This window comes from Kosakonia sp. 1610, assembly GCF_050435845.1.
Lineage (GTDB): Bacteria > Pseudomonadota > Gammaproteobacteria > Enterobacterales > Enterobacteriaceae > Kosakonia > Kosakonia cowanii.
In genome coordinates, this window is the sequence record NZ_JBNDKZ010000003.1 from 148,497 (window position 1) to 169,620 (window position 21,124).

The 21,124-nt window shown below is 58.0% G+C and carries 21 protein-coding genes; 11 read left to right on the plus strand and 10 right to left on the minus strand.

Features of this window, described 5'->3' with window-relative positions; genetic code table 11:
* The first annotated feature begins 163 nt into the window (after positions 1 to 163).
* Positions 164 to 2,872, plus strand: coding sequence for a magnesium-translocating P-type ATPase (gene mgtA, locus ABIC80_RS11335; RefSeq protein WP_429177150.1), 2,709 nt, complete (start codon positions 164 to 166; stop codon positions 2,870 to 2,872).
* Between the two features lie 262 nt (positions 2,873 to 3,134).
* On the opposite strand, the gene ridA is transcribed toward mgtA, so the two are convergent.
* The 4 genes from ridA to ABIC80_RS11355 all read right to left on the minus strand — a co-directional run bounded on the left by ridA (position 3,135) and on the right by ABIC80_RS11355 (position 5,146).
* Entirely contained in the window at positions 3,135 to 3,521 is a 387-nt protein-coding gene (ridA, locus tag ABIC80_RS11340; protein ID WP_023480382.1) for a 2-iminobutanoate/2-iminopropanoate deaminase, read from the minus strand.
* Between the two features lie 75 nt (positions 3,522 to 3,596).
* On the minus strand, positions 3,597 to 4,058 hold the full coding sequence (pyrI, locus tag ABIC80_RS11345; RefSeq protein WP_023480436.1) for an aspartate carbamoyltransferase regulatory subunit: 462 nt from the start codon (positions 4,056 to 4,058) through the stop codon (positions 3,597 to 3,599).
* A 13-nt stretch (positions 4,059 to 4,071) separates the two neighbouring features.
* Positions 4,072 to 5,007, minus strand: a complete 936-nt coding sequence (gene pyrB, locus ABIC80_RS11350) for an aspartate carbamoyltransferase (protein ID WP_042714036.1) — start codon at positions 5,005 to 5,007, stop codon at positions 4,072 to 4,074.
* A complete protein-coding gene (locus ABIC80_RS11355; protein WP_223284269.1) occupies positions 5,000 to 5,146 on the minus strand; it encodes a pyrBI operon leader peptide in 147 nt (48 codons plus the stop codon). The genes pyrB and ABIC80_RS11355 overlap by 8 nt, the downstream gene beginning before the upstream one ends.
* Positions 5,147 to 5,386: 240 nt before the next feature.
* On the opposite strand from ABIC80_RS11355, the gene ABIC80_RS11360 reads away from it, so the two are divergent.
* Complete coding sequence (locus ABIC80_RS11360; RefSeq protein ID WP_128483763.1) at positions 5,387 to 5,839, plus strand: YhcH/YjgK/YiaL family protein; 453 nt, start codon at positions 5,387 to 5,389, stop codon at positions 5,837 to 5,839.
* A 35-nt stretch (positions 5,840 to 5,874) separates the two neighbouring features.
* Here the strand turns inward: ABIC80_RS11360 and argF are convergent, their stop codons facing one another.
* Positions 5,875 to 6,879, minus strand: a complete 1,005-nt coding sequence (gene argF, locus ABIC80_RS11365; RefSeq protein WP_313276278.1) for an ornithine carbamoyltransferase — start codon at positions 6,877 to 6,879, stop codon at positions 5,875 to 5,877.
* Positions 6,849 to 6,944 carry a putative translational regulatory protein ArgL gene (gene argL, locus ABIC80_RS11370; RefSeq protein WP_225975695.1) on the minus strand — a complete coding sequence of 32 codons (96 nt, stop codon included), beginning with the start codon at positions 6,942 to 6,944 and terminating at the stop codon, positions 6,849 to 6,851. The genes argF and argL overlap by 31 nt, the downstream gene beginning before the upstream one ends.
* A gap of 98 nt (positions 6,945 to 7,042) precedes the next feature.
* On the opposite strand from argL, the gene rraB reads away from it, so the two are divergent.
* From rraB to ABIC80_RS11385, 3 genes are read left to right on the plus strand one after another with little or no spacing between them, the layout of a single operon-like run.
* Complete coding sequence (gene rraB / locus ABIC80_RS11375; protein ID WP_023480438.1) at positions 7,043 to 7,468, plus strand: ribonuclease E inhibitor RraB; 426 nt, start codon at positions 7,043 to 7,045, stop codon at positions 7,466 to 7,468.
* Between the two features lie 46 nt (positions 7,469 to 7,514).
* A complete protein-coding gene (gene miaE, locus ABIC80_RS11380; protein ID WP_042714029.1) occupies positions 7,515 to 8,273 on the plus strand; it encodes a tRNA isopentenyl-2-thiomethyl-A-37 hydroxylase MiaE in 759 nt (252 codons plus the stop codon).
* A 20-nt stretch (positions 8,274 to 8,293) separates the two neighbouring features.
* Positions 8,294 to 9,115 (plus strand): topoisomerase II, encoded by an 822-nt coding sequence (locus tag ABIC80_RS11385; protein WP_233631505.1) that lies wholly within the window; start codon positions 8,294 to 8,296, stop codon positions 9,113 to 9,115.
* A gap of 28 nt (positions 9,116 to 9,143) precedes the next feature.
* Here the strand turns inward: ABIC80_RS11385 and ABIC80_RS11390 are convergent, their stop codons facing one another.
* The gene (locus tag ABIC80_RS11390; RefSeq protein WP_094419235.1) at positions 9,144 to 9,647 is read right to left on the minus strand and encodes a GNAT family N-acetyltransferase; all 504 of its coding nucleotides are present in this window, start codon (positions 9,645 to 9,647) and stop codon (positions 9,144 to 9,146) included.
* A 191-nt stretch (positions 9,648 to 9,838) separates the two neighbouring features.
* Between ABIC80_RS11390 and ABIC80_RS11395 the strand changes: the two genes are divergently transcribed.
* A complete protein-coding gene (locus ABIC80_RS11395) occupies positions 9,839 to 11,041 on the plus strand; it encodes a YjgN family protein (protein WP_429177151.1) in 1,203 nt (400 codons plus the stop codon).
* 194 nt (positions 11,042 to 11,235) lie between these two features.
* On the opposite strand, the gene ABIC80_RS11400 is transcribed toward ABIC80_RS11395, so the two are convergent.
* From ABIC80_RS11400 to pepA, 3 genes are all read right to left on the minus strand, one after another.
* Positions 11,236 to 14,091, minus strand: coding sequence for a valine--tRNA ligase (locus tag ABIC80_RS11400; protein ID WP_305206967.1), 2,856 nt, complete (start codon positions 14,089 to 14,091; stop codon positions 11,236 to 11,238).
* Positions 14,091 to 14,534 (minus strand): DNA polymerase III subunit chi, encoded by a 444-nt coding sequence (holC, locus tag ABIC80_RS11405; protein ID WP_139569590.1) that lies wholly within the window; start codon positions 14,532 to 14,534, stop codon positions 14,091 to 14,093. Before holC ends, ABIC80_RS11400 begins: the two co-directional genes overlap by 1 nt.
* A 206-nt stretch (positions 14,535 to 14,740) precedes the next feature.
* Positions 14,741 to 16,252 carry a leucyl aminopeptidase gene (gene pepA / locus ABIC80_RS11410; RefSeq protein WP_023480432.1) on the minus strand — a complete coding sequence of 504 codons (1,512 nt, stop codon included), beginning with the start codon at positions 16,250 to 16,252 and terminating at the stop codon, positions 14,741 to 14,743.
* Between the two features lie 153 nt (positions 16,253 to 16,405).
* Between pepA and ABIC80_RS11415 the strand changes: the two genes are divergently transcribed.
* The 5 genes from ABIC80_RS11415 (at position 16,406) to ABIC80_RS11435 (ending at position 20,971) form a co-directional block, all read left to right on the plus strand.
* The gene (locus ABIC80_RS11415; RefSeq protein ID WP_216848985.1) at positions 16,406 to 16,456 is read left to right on the plus strand and encodes a hypothetical protein; all 51 of its coding nucleotides are present in this window, start codon (positions 16,406 to 16,408) and stop codon (positions 16,454 to 16,456) included.
* Positions 16,457 to 16,519: 63 nt separating this feature from the next.
* Positions 16,520 to 17,620 (plus strand): LPS export ABC transporter permease LptF, encoded by a 1,101-nt coding sequence (lptF, locus tag ABIC80_RS11420; protein ID WP_200134142.1) that lies wholly within the window; start codon positions 16,520 to 16,522, stop codon positions 17,618 to 17,620.
* Entirely contained in the window at positions 17,620 to 18,705 is a 1,086-nt protein-coding gene (gene lptG / locus ABIC80_RS11425; RefSeq protein WP_242389727.1) for an LPS export ABC transporter permease LptG, read from the plus strand. Before lptF ends, lptG begins: the two co-directional genes overlap by 1 nt.
* A gap of 50 nt (positions 18,706 to 18,755) precedes the next feature.
* Entirely contained in the window at positions 18,756 to 19,247 is a 492-nt protein-coding gene (locus ABIC80_RS11430) for a hypothetical protein (RefSeq protein ID WP_429177152.1), read from the plus strand.
* Between the two features lie 86 nt (positions 19,248 to 19,333).
* The gene (locus ABIC80_RS11435) at positions 19,334 to 20,971 is read left to right on the plus strand and encodes a dihydroxyacetone kinase subunit DhaK (protein ID WP_429177154.1); all 1,638 of its coding nucleotides are present in this window, start codon (positions 19,334 to 19,336) and stop codon (positions 20,969 to 20,971) included.
* The last annotated feature ends 153 nt before the right edge of the window (positions 20,972 to 21,124 follow it).

A 21,124-nucleotide genomic window follows, 5' to 3' on the forward strand; every position in this document is an offset into this window, starting at 1 on the left:
CCGATGGAGAAGACCCTTCCGGTAAGCCCGCATTTGCTGCCTTACCGGATGCGTAAGGCAGCGACGCCCTATCGTCCCTGCCCAAGTTATTGACACCTGCTGGTGCGGCATTGTCGCGCCTGTAGTTAACGCACCCGCGTGATGCGGGGGCAAGGACATCGCTATGCTGAAAACATTTACCTGGCAGCTTTTCGCTCGCCTGAATCGCCACTTACCGCGCCGCCTGGTGGCGCGCGATCCGCTTCCCGGCGTGCGTAGCGCCACCCAGGGCGAGATCCCGCCCTCAATGAGTGAACGCTGCCTGCAAACGGCGCTGATGGAGCAGCCGCAGCTGTGGGAAACCTTTAACAGCCACCCGGAGGGGTTAAACGCGCAGGAGGTGCGTCTGGCGCGGGAGATCCACGGCGAGAACCTGATCCCGGCGCAGAAACCGTCGCCGTGGTGGGTGCATCTCTGGCTCTGCTACCGCAACCCGTTCAACCTGCTACTCACCGTGCTCGGCATCATCTCCTATGCCTCGGAAGATCTCTTTGGCGCAGGGGTGATCGCGCTGATGGTGGCGATCTCCACCTTGTTGAACTGGTTACAGGAAGCGCGCTCGACCAAAGCGGCGGATGCGTTAAAAGCGATGGTCACCAACACCGCGACGGTGCGGCGCGTGGTGAGTGATACCGGCGAGAGCGACTGGTGCGAGCTGCCGATCGATCAACTGGTGCCGGGCGATATCGTCAAGCTCTCCGCCGGGGATATGATCCCGGCGGATCTGCGCATCGTGCAGGCGCGGGATCTCTTTGTCGCCCAGGCGTCGCTGACCGGGGAATCACTGCCGGTTGAGAAGAGCGCCATCACCCGCCAGGTGGCGCAGAGCAACCCGCTGGAGTGCGACACCCTCTGTTTTATGGGCACCAACGTGGTGAGCGGCACCGCGCAGGCGCTGGTGATTGCTACCGGCGGCCAGACCTGGTTTGGGCAACTTGCCAGCCGGGTCGGCGAGCAGGAGAGCGAACCGAACGCCTTCCAGAAGGGGATCGGCCGCGTCAGCCTGCTGCTGATCCGCTTTATGCTGGTGATGACGCCCATCGTGCTGCTGATCAACGGTTTTACCAAAGGGGACTGGTGGGAGGCGGCGCTGTTTGCCCTCTCCGTCGCCGTTGGGCTGACGCCGGAGATGCTGCCGATGATTGTTACCTCGACGCTGGCGCGCGGCGCGGTGAAGCTCTCAAAACAGAAAGTGATTGTGAAACACCTCGACGCCATTCAGAACTTTGGCGCGATGGATATTCTCTGCACCGATAAAACCGGCACGCTGACGCAGGACAAAATCGTGCTGGAGAACCATACCGATATCAGCGGCAGAGTGAGCGAGCGGGTGCTGCACTGCGCGTGGCTCAACAGCCACTACCAGACCGGGCTGAAAAACCTGCTCGATACCGCGGTGCTGGAGAGCGTCGAGGCGGAGATGGCGCAGACGCTTGCCGCGCAGTGGCGCAAAGTGGATGAAATTCCCTTTGATTTCGAGCGCCGCCGCATGTCGGTGGTGGTGGCGCAGGAGGCGGACGCCCATCAGCTGATTTGCAAAGGCGCGCTCAGCGAGATGCTCAGCGTCTGCGGCCATGTGCGCTACAACGGTGAGATTGTGCCGCTGGATAACAGCATGCTGCGGCGCATTGAGCGCGTCACCAGCACCCTTAACCGCCAGGGATTGCGCGTCGTGGCGGTGGCGACTAAGTATCTGCCTGCGCGCAGCGGTGACTATCAGCGGATTGATGAGTCGGATCTGATCCTCGAAGGCTATATCGCGTTTCTCGATCCGCCGAAAGAGAGCACCGCCCCGGCGTTAAAGGCGCTGAAAGCCAGCGGCATCACCGTCAAAATCCTTACCGGCGACAGCGAACTGGTCGCTGGCAAAGTGTGTCACGAAGTGGGCTTAGCGGTGGGCGATGTGCTGATTGGCAGCGAAATCGAACGCATGAGCGACAACGAGCTGGCGCACGTGGCGCAGCATGTGACGCTGTTTGCCCGCCTGACGCCGATGCACAAAGAGCGCATTGTGCGCCTGCTGAAACGCGAAGGGCACGTGGTGGGCTTTATGGGCGACGGCATTAACGATGCGCCAGCCCTGCGGGCGGCGGATATTGGTATCTCGGTGGATGGCGCGGTCGATATCGCCCGTGAAGCGGCAGATATTATCCTGCTGGAAAAGAGCCTGATGGTGCTGGAGCAGGGGGTAATCGAAGGGCGTCGCACCTTTGCCAATATGCTCAAGTACATCAAAATTACCGCCAGCTCGAACTTCGGGAACGTCTTTAGCGTGCTGGTGGCCAGTGCGTTTCTGCCCTTCTTGCCGATGCTGCCGCTGCACTTGCTGATTCAGAACCTGATTTACGATGTGTCCCAGGTGGCGATCCCGTTTGATAACGTCGACGAGGAGCAGATCGCCAAGCCGCAGCGCTGGAACCCGGCGGATCTCGGGCGTTTTATGGTCTTTTTCGGGCCGATCAGCTCCATCTTCGACATTATTACCTTCGCCGTGATGTGGTGGGTGTTTAAGGCGAATACGGTGGAGGCGCAAACCCTGTTCCAGTCCGGCTGGTTTGTGGTGGGCGTGCTGTCGCAAACCCTGATTGTGCATATGATCCGCACTCGCCGCGTGCCGTTTATTCAGAGCCGCCCCGCCTGGCCGCTGGTGGCGATGACGCTGATGGGCATTTGTGTCGGCATTGCGCTGCCCTTCTCACCGCTGGCGGGTTACCTGCAATTACAGGCGCTGCCGCTCGGGTATTTCCCGTGGCTGGTGGCGATTCTGGCGGGGTATATGATTTTGACCCAGTGCGTGAAGGGGATCTTTTACCGCCGCTATGGCTGGCAGTAACGCGGATAAGTGCCGGATGGCGCTGCGCTTATCCGGCCTACGCCGTTTCAGCAACATGGTCTTCCCATGCCTGATAAGGCGCAGTTTCGTAGGCCTGATAAGGCGAAGCCGCCATCAGGCATTGCGCCGGAGGGCGATGTGCGGGCTGTTTGCCGGATGGCGCTTTGCTTATCCGGCCTACGCCGTTTCAGTTACATGGGTTTTGTAGGCCTGATAAGGCGAAGCCGCCATCAGGCAAGGGGGCTGATGGCGGCTGAAGGCATTAACGACGAACGGCGATGGCTTCGATTTCGATTTTCACATCTTTCGGCAGACGAGCCACTTCGACACAGGAGCGCGCCGGGAAGGAGGCGTTATGCTCGGTGAAAAAGGCTTCGTAGGTGGCGTTAACGGTGGCGAAATCGTTGAGATCTTTGACGAAAACGGTGGTTTTCACGATGTCGCCCACGGTCAAACCTGCCGCTTCAACGATCGCTTTCACGTTCTCCAGCGACTGGCGCGCCTGGGCATCGATCGCATCCGGCACGCTGCCGGTTTTCGGATCGACTGGGATCTGACCAGAAGTCAGGATCATATTGCCCAGATCGACGGCCTGCACATAAGGACCAATCGCGGCTGGCGCGTTTTCCGTGGCGATAACTTTAGTCATAAATCACTCCTGTAATCTGCGGTAAAAGGGATGCCGATCCATTATAGGGAGGGCATCCGGCTTTACCAGCCGCAATTAGTTAGCCAGCACCACGTGGTGCGAGAACTCTTTTTCACAATATTTGCACTTCAGCGCGATGTCGTTTTCGCGCTTTTTCACCGCAAAACTCGACGACACCGGTTCGGCATGGCTGATGCAGTTGCTGTTCGGGCAGGTCAGCACGCCGCTGATGCGCTCCGGCAGGCTTGGGCGAGATTTGCCCACCACTTCATACTCATCAATGCGGTTCACCGTCGCCTGCGGCGCATAGAGCGCCAGCTGGTTTACCTGCTCGTCGGTCAGAAAGGTATTCTCGATTTTAATCAGGTCTTTACGGCCCATTTCACCGGAAGGCAGGTTCAGGCCGATGGTAATGCGCTGATCCGTTTCCGTCAGCTTGAACAGCGTCAGCAGCTTAAAGCCGATACGCGCCGGAATATGGTCAATCACGGTGCCACGTTTGATGGCTTCGACCTGAAGTTTGTTGTCATGCGTCATTGTCGTTTCCCTCTTACAGAGCCAAATCGCGATTCAGAACCAGCGCCAGCAGCGCCTGGCGGGCGTAAATACCGTTCCCGGCCTGCTGGAAGTACCAGGCGTGCGGGGTTTTATCGACATCGGTGGTGATCTCATCGACGCGCGGCAGCGGGTGCAGCACTTTCATATTGCTGCGTGCGCCCTCAAGGTCGGCGGCGCGCAGCACAAACTGCGCTTTAACGTTGGCATACTCTGAAGGATCGAGGCGCTCTTTCTGTACGCGCGTCATATAGAGAATATCGACCTCGGCCATCACCTCGTCGATGCTGGCATGCAGGCTCCAGGCGATCCCTTTTTCATCAAGCATATCGAGGATGTACTGCGGCATTGCCAGCGCGTCCGGGGCGATAAAGTAGAAGCGATTGCCGTTAAATTTCGCCAGCGCCTGCGCCAGCGAGTGCACGGTACGGCCATATTTCAGGTCGCCCACCATCGCGATATTAAGGTTCTCCAGACGACCCTGGGTCTCCTGAATGGTAAAGAGATCCAGCAACGTCTGCGTCGGATGCTGATTCGCACCGTCGCCGGCGTTGAGGATCGGAATGCCGCCGGAGAACTCCGTCGCCAGGCGCGCCGCGCCCTCCTGCGGATGGCGCATCACAATCGCATCGACATAGGTGCTAATCACCGAAATAGTGTCCGCCAGCGTTTCGCCCTTCTTGCCGAGCGAGGTGTTGCTGCTGTCGGAGAAGCCGACCACGCTTGCGCCCAGGCGGTGCATCGCGGTTTCAAAAGATAGACGCGTGCGGGTGGAGGCTTCAAAGAAGCAGCTGGCGATCACTTTATGCTTCAGCAGCTCCGGCTGCGGGTTGGCTTTCAGGCTCGCCGCCGTGTGGAGTACCCGTTCAAGTTCTTCGCGGCTGAGATCGTTTATGGAAATGATATGTTTCTGATATAGCGGATTAGCCATGGTTATCTCCTGACGACGGCGCAAAAAAAAGCCCCTCAAAAGAGGGGCTGGATATGGGGTAAGCAACGGGAGCGAAAAACGGCAGGCCTGCGCCTGTATTCAGACGCGGTAAGAGAGACTCTCGAACACACTGGACCATGCTTCCTCCCGGCAAATTGTCCCGGATTATACGCAGCTGTTTTCGCGGATCAAGCGTTTGATGCACACTTTACGCAGTGCAAACGGTTCTCTATGAATAGTAATGCGTTTTAAACGCCGCTTACGCGCCAGCGTTGAAACATGCGTTAACGCAAAACTCAGGCAGATAGGGGTAGCAGGGGCCAGAGAATCCTCGTATAAATGGTGGAAATGAAACGCTGTTTTAATTGAGGGTTTAGCAATGATTGTTGGCAATATTCACAACCTACAACCCTGGCTGCCGGAAGAGCTGCGCCAGGCGATTGAGCATATCAAGCAGCATGTGACCGCAGCGACGCCGGTTGGCAAACACGATATCGATGGCAACCGCCTCTTTTACCTCGTGTCGGAAGATATGACGCAGCCCTTTGCCGAGCGCCGCGCCGAGTATCACGCGCGTTATCTGGATATCCAGATTGTTTTAAAAGGCGAAGAGGGGATGACCTTCAGCACACAGCCTGCGGGCGCGCCGGATACCGACTGGCTGGCGGATAAAGATATCGCCTTTTTGCCGCAGGGCGAGCAGGAGAAAACCGTGGTGCTGAGCGCAGGAGATTTTGTCGTCTTTTATCCTGGCGAAGTGCATAAACCGCTCTGCGCGGTGAACGCGCCCGCGCAGGTGCGCAAAGTGGTGGTTAAGCTGCTGGTGGCCTGATTGCTCCCCCTCTCTGCGAGGAGAGGGGAAACGCGTTACTCGCTGAGCGTGGCGACCATCACCGCTTTAATGGTGTGCATGCGGTTTTCCGCCTGATCAAACACCACGCTTGCCTGCGATTCAAACACTTCATCCGTCACTTCCATCCCGCCGTGCAGGCCGAACTCCTGCGCCATCTGCTTGCCAAGCGCGGTCTGATCGTCATGAAATGCTGGCAGACAGTGGAGAAACTTCACCTGCGGGTTGCCGGTCAGCGACAGCATTTTGCTGTTGACCTGGTAAGGACGCAGCAGGGCGATGCGCTCCGCCCACTTCTCTTTCGCTTCACCCATCGATACCCAGACATCGGTGTAGATAAAGTCCGCATCTTTCACGCCGACGGCGACATCTTCGGTCAGCAGGATATTGCCGCCGTTTTTCACCGCCTGCGCCTGGCACTCCGCCACCAGGCTCGACTCCGGCCAGCAGGCTTTCGGTGCTACAAGGCGTAGATCGAGGCCCACCAGCGCGGCGGCTTCCAGCATTGAGTTGCCCATGTTGTTACGCGCATCGCCTGCATAAACCAGCGTCATCTGGTTAAAGGCTTTGCCCGGCAGGTGCTCGCGCATGGTGAGCAGATCCGCCAGCAGCTGCGTGGGGTGAAACTCATCGGTTAAGCCGTTCCACACCGGCACGCCCGCGAAGCGTGCCAGGGTTTCAACAATCTCCTGGCCGTAGCCGCGATACTGAATGCCGTCATACATCCGGCCCAGTACGCGCGCGGTATCTTTAATTGACTCTTTATGCCCGATTTGACTACCGCTTGGGCCGAGGTAGGTGACGCGAGCGCCCTGATCGTAAGCGGCAACTTCGAAAGAGCATCGTGTGCGGGTAGAGTCTTTTTCGAAGATGAGCGCGATGTTTTTGCCGGTAAGCTTCTGGACTTCCTGGCCTTTTTTCTTATCTGATTTGAGTTGCGCGGCAAGTTGCAGCAGAGCGTGGATTTCAGCAGGGGTAAAATCGAGCAATTTCAGAAAATGTTTCTGGTAAAAAGGTGACATTTTTTCCTCGCATGGCGAACGCCACTTATTGAATTAAAATTCAATCTATATGGATGAATATTCATTTGCAACCCTGATGGATAAATCTTTTCGGCGAAGAGTGGAGGCAACGGCGGCGGTGTGTGACAATAAGAGTATCTGCCACTTTGATGAGGAACGACCCATGGCAAACCCGGAACACCTGGAAGAGCAGCGCGAAGAGACGCGTTTGATTATTGAAGAGTTGCTGGAAGATGGCAGCGATCCTGATGCGCTCTACACCATTGAGCATCACCTGTCGGCAGATGATTTCGAAACGCTGGAAAAAGCGGCCGTTGAAGCCTTCAAACTCGGCTACGAAGTGACCGAGCCGGAAGAGCTGGAGCTGGAAGAGGGCGAAGTGGTCATCTGCTGCGATGTGCTGAGCGAAAGCGCGCTGAATGCCGATCTGATCGACGCGCAGGTTGAGCAGCTGATCAACCTGGCAGAGAAATTCGACGTTGAGTACGACGGTTGGGGCACCTACTACGAAGACCCGAACGGCGAAGAGGGTGACGACGAAGACGACGAAGATTACGTTGACGAAGAAGATGACGGTGTCCGTCACTAAGTGAACGTTGCGGCAGCTCCCCGCTGCCGCAAAGCAAGGAAATGCCATGGATTACCCGCAACTACTCGCCCCGGTTCGCGCTTTTCTGCACTGCCCAACCCCCACCGCCTGGATAGAAAAAGCCCGTCAGCCCGAGATGCTGCCGCTGCTACTTACGGATCATCTGGTCTGCGAACTGAAGGCCGCACAAACCGCCATGCTGCTGGTGCGCCGCTACGTTGCCGATAAAACCGGCTCAGAAGCGCTGCTTGCCTGGCTGAAACCTTATGAAGAGTTTGCTTTCCGCGAAGGCCCGGAACCGGACTTTGTCGCCCTGCATAAGCAGATCGGCAAGAGCGTGATGCCGCAGACTGATGATGCCTGGGGCCAGGCGCTGATCGACAGCATGGTGCTGCTGATCAAAGAGGAGCTGCACCACTTCTGGCAGGTGCGCGAAGCGATGCTCGCCCGCAATATTCCCTATGTGAAAATTACCGCCAGCCGCTATGCCAAAGGGATGCTGAAAGAAGTTCGCACTCATGAACCGCTGACTCTGGTCGATAAATTAATTTGCGGTGCCTATATCGAAGCGCGCTCCTGCGAACGCTTTGCCGCACTTGCGCCGTGTCTTGACGCGGATTTGCAAAAATTTTACCTGTCGCTCCTGCGTTCCGAAGCGCGCCACTACCAGGATTACCTCGCGCTGGCGCAGCAGATTTCGGCCACCGATATTGCGCCGCGCGTGCGCCATTTCGGCGAAGTGGAAGCGGCGCTGATTAGCTCACCGGATACGGAGTTCCGTTTTCACAGCGGCGTACCGGCCTGATTTGAGATCAAAGGAAAATAATGAACTGGACACATATCCTGATGGCGGGCTACGCCGGGATGGCGATCGCCGTGGTCGCCAGCCTGCTGCGTAAAAAAGGGTGGCTGAGCAAAGGAAGCGCGATCGTGCTGGTGGTGGTGTTTATCGCCCTGTGGAACGTGATCGACATTAAATATTTGCAGGGCGAAAAGTTAGCCCAGACCGCGGATGAGAAGTTTGACGCGACGGTGCAGCAGATCCCAGCGTGGAAGTTTATCGCCGAGCACGATCCCGCCCTGATGGCGAAACTGCGCGCCCAGGTGATGGTGATGATGAAAGAGGGGGCGAATGAGCAGAAGGTGATCGACGCCATTCAGCCGCAGATCCTCGCGGTGCAGATGCAGCGTTTGCAGTTTGCGCCGGACGATCTGGTGGTCGCCGAAATGCGCGTGATGATGGAGCAGGCCGCCGAAATTCAGGCGAAGAGCGATGATGCCTGTTTCCGCTTTCAATACCCGGCGGTAAAAGGGGGCATCAACCCGGTGCGCTTTATCTCCCCGGAGATGTTAAAACGCCGCCTGGATACTGAAGCCGCCATGCTCAACGCCTCTTACGGGCCCAATAAACACACGGTGACAGCCGAAGAGCGGGCCAATGCGCAGCGGGATGTGGCGACGGTGGTGCAGCCAATGGCGCAGAAGTATGGTCAGGATCTGCAACTGCTGGATGCGCCGCAAAATGCCATCGGCAAAGAGAAGCTGGTCTGCGATATGCTGCAACAGCTTTGGGGTGATGTACTGGCGCTACCGCCGCAGAAAGCCGCCGCGATTGTACGGCTGGTGCTGGCGTCGGAAGAGCAGTGATGGCGCGGGCCGATGCGCCCGCACTTAATTAGAGCGTTTTTAACATCCGCACTTCGCAATCGACGTGCCCGGTGCAGCCCAGCGGGCCGTCGATATGCGCAAACCCCAGGTGCTCATACAGACCGATGGCGTCGGTTAAAAAGGCGGTGGTCTCTAAATAGCAGCGCGTGAAGCCGCTTTTTTTCGCGTGATCGAGCGCCATCAGCGCCAGCTTTTTCGCCAGCCCCTTGCCGCGCGCGCAGGGCAGAAAATACATCTTTTGCAGTTCGCAGATATCCGGCTCGCTGCACTTCAATGGCGCCACGCCGCCGCCGCCCACCACGTCGCCATTTAATTCCACGACCCAGTAAGCGCAGCCTTCGCGGCTATATAACTGATAAAGCTCGTCCAGTTCAGGATCGGCAACGGTGTAGCCTTTATCGGCCGTCAGGCCATATTCGGCTGACACCTGACGGATCACCGAGGCGATAGCCGCATTATCTGTCGCGGCAATGCGGCGCATTTTGACCTCTACCGGCGCGGTTACATTCATTTTCGCACTCTGTCTGTTGCTTTTTCGGGGATCCTGGTTAATACCACTACAGGGCCCATCTGGCAAGACCAGGAATATTGGGCGCTATTTTTTTGACCGTAAGGTATTTACACTGCACAGTGGAGATAATTCTTAAGCAATATTGCTGTGGTTAACTCCGTTAGCACCTCTTTTTTACAATAAGGATTGTTATGACTTCCGACATTCATGCTTCTGTGGCGGCTCCCGTGCGCCATTTCCGCTTTCAGGGTAGCGGGAAAGGCTATTTCGTTGTTTGGCTGGTTAATATTCTGCTGACCTTAATAACGCTGGGGATTTATTTACCGTGGGCGTTAATTCGCGCGCGTCGTTATTTCTACGAAAACACCGATCTGGAGGGCGCGCGTTTCTCTTACCACGCGACCGGCAGCTCCATTTTTGTTGGCTGGCTCTGTCTGCTGGCGCTGTATGCGATTTTTATTGTTAACGTGGTACATGGGAACGTTATTCTGCAACTCTGCATGATGGGTTTATTTATTCTCTTCTTCCCATGGTTAATTACGCAGGGTCTGCGTTATCAGATGCTGATGACCGAGATTAACGGCGTGCGCTTTAACTTTTACGCCAGCCCGCTGCGCGCGTGGTGGGTGATGATGGGCTGCCCATTGCTGATTATGGTTGGCGTAGGGATTATTTTCTCTATCTTCGCAACGATGGTGGCAAGCAGTGGTTCGATTGGCGCCATTGTTACGGTAGGCATCATCGGATCGCTGGCCGTATTGCTGGGTATTGGCGTGATGCAGGGCGTATTTGCCGCGCAGTGGTATGGCATGCTGGCGAATAATTTGCAGTACGGCAAATTAAAATTCTCCGGCAGTTTCTCAATGAAAAAATGTATCGGTATTGTGCTGCTGTCGATGCTGCTGTTTATTCCGTTTATCGCGCTGGTGATGGTATTGATTGTGCCAGCAATGATTGAACTGATGCAGTCCGCCTATTTGCTGCAGGGCGATCCGGAGCAGATGGCGATGATGATGGGGCCGATGTACGGCAAAATCATGCTCACCTACCTGATCTATATTCTCGGTGCGATTGTCTGCTTTACCTTTGCTTTCGTGAAGCTGCGCGCTTACCTCTACAGCCAGCTGGCGCTGGAAGGGGATATTCGCTTCTCTTCCACGGTGACCGTTGGGCGCATGCTGTGGATCGCCATCAGTAATATGGCGGTGTGCCTGGTGACGCTGTTCCTGGCGTGGCCGTGGGCGAAAGTGCGTATGACCCGTTACCTGCTGGAAAATACCCATGTGCATGGCAACCTGGAAGCGCTGACGCTGGAAGATCACGGCGTGCAGCCAGCGAAAGATCCGGCCAACCTGCTGGCGCGTGGTTTGTCGTTCTATCCGGCGGCGATTTAAGTTCGGTAGAGAGTGCCGGATGGCGGCTGCGATTTAGTTCGGTTGAAAATGCCGGATGGCGGCTACGCCTTATCCGGCCTACAAAAGCAGTCGGGCAGGAGAGTCGCCTTATCCGGCCTACAAAAGCAGCGGGAGTTATCCCGCAGCCAATAAAAAAGCCGGGCGCGATGCCCGGCTTTTTTTCGTGCTGAACATTACAGCGCGGCGATAACCGCCTGCTGCTCAATCAGCTTCGCTTTGGTCTGCGCGTAGCCGTCGAGCTTCTCACGCTCTTTGGCGATCACCGCTTCCGGCGCGCGGGCAACAAAGCCTTCGTTACCCAGCTTGCTCTCGATGCGGCCAATCTCCTGCTCAACCTTCGCCACCTCTTTCGCCAGACGCGCCAGCTCGGCCTCTTTGTCGATAAGACCGGCCATCGGGATCAGCAGCTCAGCGCCATCAACGATCTTGGTGACCGAAACCGGCCCTTTATCGTCGGCAGAGAGCAGCGTGATGCTCTCCAGACGCGCCAGCGTCTTCAGGAAGCTCAGGTTGTCGTTTACGCGACGCTGCGCTTCAGGGCTGGCGCTGCGCAGCAGCAGCTCAAGCGGTTTACCCGGCGCGATGTTCATCTCGGCGCGGATATTACGCACCGCAACGATCGCCTGCTTCAGCCACTCGGTATCGGCAACAGCCTGCTCATCCACCTGGGCGGCGTCAAAGCTCGGGAACGGTTGCAGCATGATGGTATCGGCATCAATACCTTTCAGCACTTTCACGCGCTGCCAGATGGTTTCAGTGATAAACGGAATGATCGGGTGCGCCAGGCGCAGCAGACCTTCCAGCACCGTTACCAGCGTGTTGCGCGTGCCGCGCAGCTCGGCTTCGGAACCGCCGTTCATCACCGGTTTGGTCAGCTCCAGGTACCAGTCGCAGAACTGGTTCCAGGTGAACTCATACAGAATGCCGGCTGCAATATCGAAGCGGTAGCTGTCCAGCGCATCGCGGTACGCTTTGATGGTCTGGTTGAACTCGGCGAGGATCCAGCGATCCGCCAGCGACAGCACCATTTCGCCGCCGTTGAAGCCGCAATCCTGCTCTTCGGTGTTCATCAGCACAAAGCGGCTGGCGTTCCACAGCTTGTTACAGAAGTTACGGTAACCTTCCAGGCGCTTCATATCCCAGTTGATATCACGGCCGGTTGAGGCGAGTGCCGCGAGGGTGAAACGCAGGGCGTCGGTGCCGTGCGGCTCGATACCGTCCGGGAACTGCTTCTCGGTGCGCTTACGGATTTTTTCCGCCAGCTGCGGCTGCATCATGTTACCGGTGCGTTTTTCCAGCAGATCCGGCAGCGAAATACCGTCAACCATATCCAGCGGATCGATAACGTTGCCTTTCGATTTCGACATCTTCTGCCCTTCGTCATCGCGGATAAGACCGGTCATGTAGACGGTCTTGAACGGCACCTGCGGTTTGCCGTTCTCATCTTTGATGAAGTGCATGGTCATCATGATCATGCGCGCGATCCAGAAGAAGATGATGTCGAAGCCGCTCACCATCACGCTGGTCGGGTGGAACTGACGCAGCGCGTCGGTGTTTTCCGGCCAGCCGAGGGTAGAGAAGGTCCACAGCGCGGAAGAGAACCACGTATCGAGCACGTCGTCGTCCTGGCGCAGGGCGACATCCGCAGAGAGGTTGTTCTCCTGACGCACTTCCTCTTCGCTGCGGCCAACGTAGACGTTGCCGTCGTTGTCGTACCACGCCGGAATGCGGTGGCCCCACCACAGCTGGCGGGAGATACACCAGTCCTGAATGTCGCGCATCCAGGAGAAGTACATGTTTTCATACTGCTTCGGCACGAACTGGATATCGCCGTTCTCGACCGCTTCAACGGCCGGTTTCGCCAGCACATCGGCGCGCACGTACCACTGATCGGTGAGCATCGGTTCGATCACCACGCCGCCGCGATCGCCATACGGGACGGTCAGGTCGTGCGGTTTAATCTCTTCCAGCAGGCCAAGGGCGTCAACGGCAGCGACGATCGCTTTACGCGCGGCAAAGCGCTCCAGCTTCTGGAACTCCGCCGGGATATCGCTGGCGTAGACGTCGGATTCATTGCCTTTGGTGTCATACACTTCTGCGCTTTCACGGATATCACCGTCGAAGGTCAGAATGTTGATCATCGGCAGGGCGTGACGACGGCCCACTTCGTAGTCGTTAAAGTCGTGCGCCGGGGTGATCTTCACGCAGCCGGTGCCTTTTTCCATATCGGCGTGTTCGTCGCCAACAATCGGAATACGGCGGTTAACCAGCGGCAGCAGCACGAATTTGCCAATCAGATCTTTGTAGCGCGGATCTTCCGGGTTCACTGCGACGCCGGTATCACCGAGCAGGGTTTCCGGACGGGTGGTGGCAACCACCAGGTAATCTTTACCGTCGGCGGTTTTTGCGCCGTCAGCCAGCGGGTAGCGGATGTGCCACATCGAGCCTTTAGACTCGCGGTTTTCCACTTCCAGATCGGAGATCGCAGTGCGCAGTTTCGGGTCCCAGTTTACCAGGCGTTTGCCACGGTAAATCAGATCCTCTTTGTAGAGACGGACGAACACCTCTTTCACGGCATTGGAGAGGCCTTCATCCATGGTGAAGCGCTCGCGCTCCCAGTCCACGGAGTTGCCGAGACGGCGCATCTGACGGGTAATGGTGCCGCCGGATTCCGCTTTCCACTGCCAGATTTTGTCGATAAAGGCGTCGCGGCCGTAATCGTGGCGGGTTTTACCCTCTTCAGCGGCAATCTTACGCTCCACCACCATCTGGGTGGCGATACCCGCGTGGTCAGTACCGGCCTGCCAGAGGGTGTTTTTCCCCTGCATGCGCTGGTAGCGGATCATGGTATCCATGATGGTCTGCTGGAAGGCGTGGCCCATATGCAAACTGCCGGTGACGTTCGGCGGCGGGATCATGATGCAGAAGCTTTCCTGGCTTTCATCACCGTTCGGTTTGAAATAGCCCTGCTTTTCCCACTGCTCGTACAGCGGCTGTTCGATATCTTTGGGGTTGTATGTCTTTTCCATTATTTCCAGGTTGCCGTGTTCAGGTTAAAACCGGCCACGCGGTAGGCTTTATAGCGTTCGCGAGCCAGTTGTTTCAGAGAGTCTTCGTGAGGGACGAAGTCTATCACTTCTGTGAAAGCGGTGGCAAAATCTGCAAATTCCGCGCGCAGGCTGATTAAGATGTCGCGCGGGCTGCTGTTACGTTTCGCCGGCCAGGCTATCTCGACCGGCGCACCGCCGCGCGGGCCTTCACCGGCCAGGTTGTGCGGCACAAAACTCTCCGCCGGTCGCGCCCACAGCGCTTCATCAAGACGAATGGCCTGCTGCTCATCGACGCAGGCGATCAGCACGCGTTTGCCATGACGCCAACGTTCTGCGGCAATCTCACACACCAGCTGTTCGACGGCGCTTAAGCCATCCTCAGTGTTGTCATTGTCCAGTAAATAAAAAGTCGCATTTTTCATATCTTTACCCGTCGTCTTTCACGCTGCCTCTTTGTTGGCTGCCTTCGCATACCCCAGTCACATAGTTATCTATGCTCCTGGGATCTGCTCAGTTGCCGCCGCGATGCAACGCGAAATCCATAGGGTAAAGGATCCACATTGCGCGAGGTTGTTGTAGGCCGGATAAGCGTAGCGCCATCCGGCAATCAATCCGGCGCGGACGACGCTTACTCTTCGCCGTTAAATCCGGCGCGATTGAGCAGGAACTGCGACAGCATGGCGACCGGACGCCCGGTGGCGCCTTTCGCTTTACCGGAACGCCACGCGGTACCGGCGATATCCAGGTGCGCCCAATTGTACTTGCGGGTAAAGCGCGCGAGGAAGCAGCCCGCGGTGATTGCACCGCCAGGACGGCCGCCGATGTTCGCCATATCCGCAAAATTGGACTCTAACTGCTCCTGATACTCATCGCTCATCGGCAGACGCCATGCGCGATCGCCCGCCTGCTCGGAGGCACCAATCAGCTCATGGGCCAGCGGATTGTGGTTCGACAGCAGACCGGTAATGTGGTGGCCCAGCGCAATCACGCAGGCACCGGTTAACGTCGCCACGTCGATCACCGCTTCCGGCTCGAAACGCTCAACGTAGGTCAGCACATCGCACAGCACCAGGCGGCCTTCGGCGTCGGTGTTCAACACTTCAACCGTCTGACCGGACATGGTGGTGAGCACGTCGCCCGGGCGGTATGCGCGACCGCCAGGCATGTTTTCACAGCCCGCCAGCACGCCGGTAACGTTGATCGGCAGTTGCAGTTCAGCCACCATGCGCATCACGCCATATACCGCCGCCGCGCCGCACATGTCGTACTTCATCTCATCCATGCCTTCGCCAGGCTTGAGCGAGATACCGCCGGAGTCGAAGGTCAGCCCTTTACCGACCAGCACAATCGGGCGCGCGTCTTCAGACGGGTTGCCTTTGTACTCAATCACCGACATCAGGGATTCGTTCTGCGAACCCTGGCCGACGGCGAGGTAGGAGCACATGCCCAGCTCGCGCATCTGCTGTTCGCCAATCACGCGGGTGGTGACGTTTTTGCTGTAGGAGTCCGCCAGCTGGCGCGCGTGGGAGGCGAGATAGGCCGGGTTACAGATATTTGGCGGCATATTGCCGAGATCTTTCGCCGCTTTGATACCGGCGGAGATCGCCAGGCCATGCTGAATGGCGCGCTCGCCGCTGGTCAGCTCGCGACGGGTCGGCACGTTGAAGACCATTTTACGCAGCGGGCGACGCGGCTCGCTTTTGGTGGTCTTCAGCTGATCGAAGCTGTAGAGCGTCTCTTTCGCCGTCTCAACGGCCTGGCGCACTTTCCAGTAAGTGTTGCGCCCTTTAACGTGCAGTTCGGTCAGGAAGCAGACCGCTTCCATCGAGCCGGTATCATTCAGCGTATTGATGGTTTTCTGAATGACCTGCTTGTACTGACGCTCATCCAATTCACGCTCTTTTCCGCAACCAATCAGCAAAATACGTTCGGAAAGCACATTTGGCACATGGTGCAGCAGCAGGGTTTGACCCGGCTTGCCTTCCAGTTCGCCGCGACGCAGCAGCGCACTGATATAACCGTCGCTGATTTTATCCAGCTGCTCGGCAATCGGAGAGAGCCGGCGCGGTTCAAAGACGCCAACAACGATGCAGGCACTCCGCTGTTTCTCCGGGCTACCGCTTTTTACACTGAACTCCATGCACTACGCTCCTGAATCTTAAAGACAACGGCGGCGGCTACGGATAGAATTGCAAGCTTTCGTAACTCAGGTCCGCTGTTGCGGTGACTTCGTGTTAATCTTAACGTTACTGCGGTTTCGGCACGTCAGAATCGGGTCTCACGCACGTATCCGCTGAGTATATTAATCTTAGCGATCATTTCGACGACTCAAGAGAATAAATGACGTTTAAGCCATGAAACAAGCGATTTTCCAGGAAAAAGACTGGTTTTTACGGGCGTAATTAAAGTGATAATCACAAGATATCTGGTGCGGGAGACGCTGAAAAGCCAGCTTGCAATCCTATTCATCCTGCTTCTGATTTTCTTTTGTCAGAAATTGGTCAGGATTTTAGGCGCAGCCGCTGACGGCGAAATCCCCACGAACCTCGTTCTCTCTCTCCTCGGGCTTGGCGTGCCAGAGATGGCGCAGCTTATCCTGCCGTTGAGCCTCTTCCTGGGTCTGTTGATGACGCTGGGTAAACTTTATACAGAAAGTGAAATTACGGTGATGCACGCCTGCGGCCTGAGCCGGGCGGTGCTGGTGAAAGCCGCGCTGGTACTGGCGCTGTTTACCGGTGTCGTGGCGGCGGTCAACGTGATGTGGGCCGGGCCGTGGTCTTCGCGCCATCAGGATCAGGTGCTGGCCGATGCCAAAGCCAACCCCGGCATGGCGGCGCTGGCGCAGGGCCAGTTCCAGCAGGCGTCGGACGGCAACTCGGTGCTCTTTATCGAAGGCGTTGACGGTAAGAACTTCAACAACGTCTTTCTTGCCCAGCTGCGTCCAAAAGGCAACGCCCGTCCTTCTGTGGTGCTGGCGGACTCCGGGCAGCTCTCCCAGCATAAAGATGGTTCGCAGGTTGTGACCCTCAACAGCGGTACGCGCTTTGAAGGCACCGCGATGCTGCGCGACTTCCGCATTACCGATTTCCAGAACTACCAGGCCGTTATTGGTCATCAGGCCGTGGCGCTTGATCCGACGGATACCGAGCAGATGAACATGCGCACGCTGTTCAATACTGACAACCCGCGCGCAAGCGCCGAGCTGCACTGGCGTTTAACGCTGATTTTCGCCGTGGTGATGATGGCGCTGATGGTGGTTCCGCTGAGCGTGGTCAACCCGCGTCAGGGCCGCGTGCTCTCGATGCTGCCCGCGATGCTGCTCTATCTCATCTTCTTCCTGTTGCAGACCACCCTGCGCTCCAATGGCGCGAAAGGGAAGCTCGACCCGATGATCTGGATGTGGGCGGTTAACCTGCTCTATCTGGCGCTGGCCGTGGTGCTGAACCTGTGGGATACGGTGCCGATGCGCCGGGTTCGTGCCCGTTTTACCCGTAGAGGAGCGGTATAATGCAGGCTTTTGGCGTTCTCGACCGCTATATCGGTAAAACCATTTTTACCACCATCATGATGACCCTGTTCATGCTGGTGTCGCTCTCGGGCATCATCAAGTTTGTCGACCAACTGAAAAAGGCCGGGCAGGGGAGTTACGATGCCCTCGGCGCAGGTCTCTATACCCTGCTCAGCATGCCGAAAGATATCCAGATCTTCTTCCCGATGGCGGCGCTGCTTGGCGCACTGCTCGGCCTCGGCATGCTGGCGCAGCGCAGCGAGCTGGTGGTAATGCAGGCCTCTGGCTTCACCCGTATGCAGGTTGCGCTGGCGGTGATGAAAACCGCTATTCCCCTGGTGCTGCTGACCATGGCGATCGGCGAGTGGGTTGCGCCGCAGGGCGAACAGATGGCGCGTAACCAGCGTGCGCAGTCGATGTACGGCGGCTCGCTGCTTTCGACCCAGTCTGGCCTGTGGGCGAAAGATGGCAGTAACTTTGTTTACATTGAACGCGTGAAGAGCGACATCGAGCTGGGTGGCGTCAGTATCTATGCGTTCAATAAAGAGCGCCGTTTGCAGTCGGTGCGCTATGCCGCGTCGGCGAAGTTCGACGCCGAGCACAAAATCTGGAATCTGTCGCAGGTCGACGAGTCTAACCTGACCGACCCGAAACAGGTGACCGGCTCGCAGACCGTGACCGGGACCTGGAAAACCAACCTGACGCCGGACAAGCTCGGTGTGGTGGCGCTCGATCCCGATGCGCTCTCCATCAGCGGCCTGCACAACTACGTGAAGTACCTGAAATCGAGCGGCCAGGACGCCGGGCGTTACCAGCTCAATATGTGGAGCAAGATCTTCCAGCCGCTCTCCGTGGCGGTGATGATGCTGATGGCGCTGTCGTTTATCTTCGGCCCGCTGCGTAGCGTGGCGATGGGCGTGCGCGTTATTACCGGCATCAGCTTCGGCTTTGTCTTCTACGTGCTGGATCAGATTTTCGGCCCGCTGACGCTGGTCTACGGCATTCCGCCGGTGGTCGGGGCGCTGCTGCCAAGCGCGTCGTTCTTCCTGCTGAGCCTGTGGCTGATGTCACGCAAGAGCCAGTAAATCCCAAGAGAGAGGCTGCGGCCTCTCTTCTTTTTTGCAAGGAGCACACGATGTTTTCCCTCGCCAGGCGCTTTGCGCTCCGTTTCTCTACCGCACTGCTGTTCGGCATCCTTAACGCCCTTTTCACCATGGCCGTATTGAGCGGGCAGTGGCTGACCTCGGCTGCGGGCGACAGCGCGCTGCTGGCCTTTGAAGCCGCGGTGGTCGTGCTGGCACTGCTGCTGGAGCAGTGGCTTATCCGCCGTGCCGCTGCGCTGGCGCAAGCCGTTGGTACGGTGCGCCGCGGCTCGCCCGAAGAGGCGCAGGCGGATCGTGTGCTGGCACGTTTTAACGCGGCGGAGACCCTGCTCGACCAGCTCTGGATGAGCGCGCTGCTGCCGGTGATTGCCGGGTTTTTCCTCCTCGATACCCACCTTGCGATGTACCTGCACGGCGGCCTGCTGCTGCTGGCTATCGCCATTACCTTCTGGCAGGGCACTCGCCTCGACAAGCTGCGTAACACCCACGGTTACCACGCCGGTTTTGGCCGTACAACGCCCTGATACCTTTCAGTAAAATCTGGTCTTTGCCCCGCTGCGCCCGGCGCGGGCTATGCTTGAGGGATGTTTCACTACACTCCCGGAAGATTATGTCCAGATTCTTTTTCAACGACCGCAAACAGCTGGTCAACGACGCCATCGAAGGGCTGGTGATCTCCGCCCCGCATGGCAACCTTGTACGCCTTGAGAGCGATCCGGCGATCCGCATCGTCGCCCGCGCCGACTGGGATAAAAGCCGCGTGGCGGTTATCTCCGGCGGCGGCTCCGGCCATGAACCGGCCCACGCAGGGTTTGTCGGCAAAGGCATGCTCACCGCCGCCGTCTGCGGCGATCTCTTTGCTTCACCGAGCGTAGACGCGGTGCTGAACGCCATTGTGGCGGTAACCGGCGATCGCGGCTGCCTGCTGATTGTCAAAAACTACACCGGCGACCGGCTCAACTTCGGCCTCGCCGCCGAGAAAGCCAAACGCTACGGCCTGAAAGTGGAGATGGTGATTGTCGCCGACGACATAGCGCTGCCCGACAACAAACAGCCGCGCGGCATCGCCGGCACGGCGCTGGTGCACAAAATTGCCGGTTACGCCGCAGAGCAGGGCAAATCCCTGAGCGAAGTGCGCGACCTCGCCCAGCAGGCCTGCGACAACGTCTACAGCCTCGGGCTGGCGATGGAGAGCTGCAACCTGCCGGGCAGCGACAGCGAAGAGGGGCGCATTCAGCAGGGCCACGTTGAGCTTGGCCTCGGCATTCACGGCGAGCCGGGCGCGAGCACCCTTGAGACCCATAACAGCAAATCGCTGATCGATACGCTGGTTGAACCGCTGCGCGCGGCGGTGGGCAACGATCGCGTGGCAGTGCTGATCAATAACCTTGGCGGCGTCTCCGCGCTGGAGATGGCGCTGCTGACCAAAGAGCTGGCCCATTCGGCGCTGAGAGATCAACTGGCCTACCTGATTGGCCCCGCGCCGCTGGTCAGTTCGCTCGATATGAAAGGCTTCTCCCTTTCGCTGCTGAGCTTAACGGACGAGTTTGAGCAGGCGCTCTGCGCTGAAGTGCAGACCGTCGGCTGGCAGAAACCGGTCGCCTTCGCGCCGATGAAAACCCAGCCGCACAAAGCCGTTTACACCGGGCTGGAGATTGAGCCTTCCGATAACCCGCAGGTAAAAGCGCTGGTAGGCACCGCCGCGCAGACGCTGATTGACCTGGAAAACCGCCTTAACGCGCTGGATGCGAAAGTGGGCGATGGCGATACCGGCTCGACCTTTGCCGAAGGCGCACGCGAGATCAAGCGCCTGCTGGAGCAGAACGCGCTGCCGCTGAACAACACCGCCCAACTGCTGCAACTGATTGGCGAACGGCTGGCGACGGTGATGGGCGGCTCCAGCGGCGTGCTGATGTCGATCTTCTTTACCGCCGCAGGCCAGGCGGTGCATAACGCCACGCCGTTGCCCGACGCGCTGCTGCTGGGGTTAAAGCAGATGAAACACTATGGCGGGGCGGATCTCGGCGACCGCACGCTGATCGATGCGCTACAACCGGCGCTGGAAGCGCTGCGCGATCGCGGATTAGCCGCTGCCATTGATGCCGCGCAGAAAGGGGCAGAGAGCACCGCCACCATGCAGAAAGCGGGCGCGGGGCGTTCATCTTACGTCAACAGTGAGAACCTTGAGGGCGTGACCGATCCCGGCGCAGTAGCGATTGCCGAAGTGTTTGCCGCGATAGGGAAATAGGAAGAGATGCCCGGTGGTCACCGGGCACAGTTGCCGTAAGGCATATGTCGCTGAAACCGCGTAGGCCGGATAAGCGTTTACGCGCCATCCGGCATTTAACTCGCACGCTCAACAACGCGCCGTACGGCGTTAAACCTGCCCGGCGGCATTGAC

Bases quoted from the DNA above. Each gene is read 5' to 3' on its own strand.
- ABIC80_RS11395 (WP_429177151.1), top strand. From the start codon at position 9,839: ATGACTTCCGACATTCATGCTTCTGTGGCGGCTCCCGTGCGCCATTTC.
- rraB (WP_023480438.1), top strand. From the start codon at position 7,043: ATGGCAAACCCGGAACACCTGGAAGAGCAGCGCGAAGAGACGCGTTTG.
- holC (WP_139569590.1), bottom strand. From the start codon at position 14,534: ATGAAAAATGCGACTTTTTATTTACTGGACAATGACAACACTGAGGAT.
- ridA (WP_023480382.1), bottom strand. From the start codon at position 3,521: ATGACTAAAGTTATCGCCACGGAAAACGCGCCAGCCGCGATTGGTCCT.
- ABIC80_RS11430 (WP_429177152.1), top strand. From the start codon at position 18,756: ATGTTTTCCCTCGCCAGGCGCTTTGCGCTCCGTTTCTCTACCGCACTG.
- ABIC80_RS11435 (WP_429177154.1), top strand. From the start codon at position 19,334: ATGTCCAGATTCTTTTTCAACGACCGCAAACAGCTGGTCAACGACGCC.
- ABIC80_RS11390 (WP_094419235.1), bottom strand. From the start codon at position 9,647: ATGAATGTAACCGCGCCGGTAGAGGTCAAAATGCGCCGCATTGCCGCG.
- miaE (WP_042714029.1), top strand. From the start codon at position 7,515: ATGGATTACCCGCAACTACTCGCCCCGGTTCGCGCTTTTCTGCACTGC.
- pepA (WP_023480432.1), bottom strand. From the start codon at position 16,252: ATGGAGTTCAGTGTAAAAAGCGGTAGCCCGGAGAAACAGCGGAGTGCC.
- mgtA (WP_429177150.1), top strand. From the start codon at position 164: ATGCTGAAAACATTTACCTGGCAGCTTTTCGCTCGCCTGAATCGCCAC.
- argF (WP_313276278.1), bottom strand. From the start codon at position 6,879: ATGTCACCTTTTTACCAGAAACATTTTCTGAAATTGCTCGATTTTACC.
- argL (WP_225975695.1), bottom strand. From the start codon at position 6,944: ATGAATATTCATCCATATAGATTGAATTTTAATTCAATAAGTGGCGTT.
- ABIC80_RS11360 (WP_128483763.1), top strand. From the start codon at position 5,387: ATGATTGTTGGCAATATTCACAACCTACAACCCTGGCTGCCGGAAGAG.
- ABIC80_RS11355 (WP_223284269.1), bottom strand. From the start codon at position 5,146: ATGGTCCAGTGTGTTCGAGAGTCTCTCTTACCGCGTCTGAATACAGGC.
- pyrI (WP_023480436.1), bottom strand. From the start codon at position 4,058: ATGACGCATGACAACAAACTTCAGGTCGAAGCCATCAAACGTGGCACC.
- lptG (WP_242389727.1), top strand. From the start codon at position 17,620: ATGCAGGCTTTTGGCGTTCTCGACCGCTATATCGGTAAAACCATTTTT.
- ABIC80_RS11385 (WP_233631505.1), top strand. From the start codon at position 8,294: ATGAACTGGACACATATCCTGATGGCGGGCTACGCCGGGATGGCGATC.
- pyrB (WP_042714036.1), bottom strand. From the start codon at position 5,007: ATGGCTAATCCGCTATATCAGAAACATATCATTTCCATAAACGATCTC.
- ABIC80_RS11400 (WP_305206967.1), bottom strand. From the start codon at position 14,091: ATGGAAAAGACATACAACCCCAAAGATATCGAACAGCCGCTGTACGAG.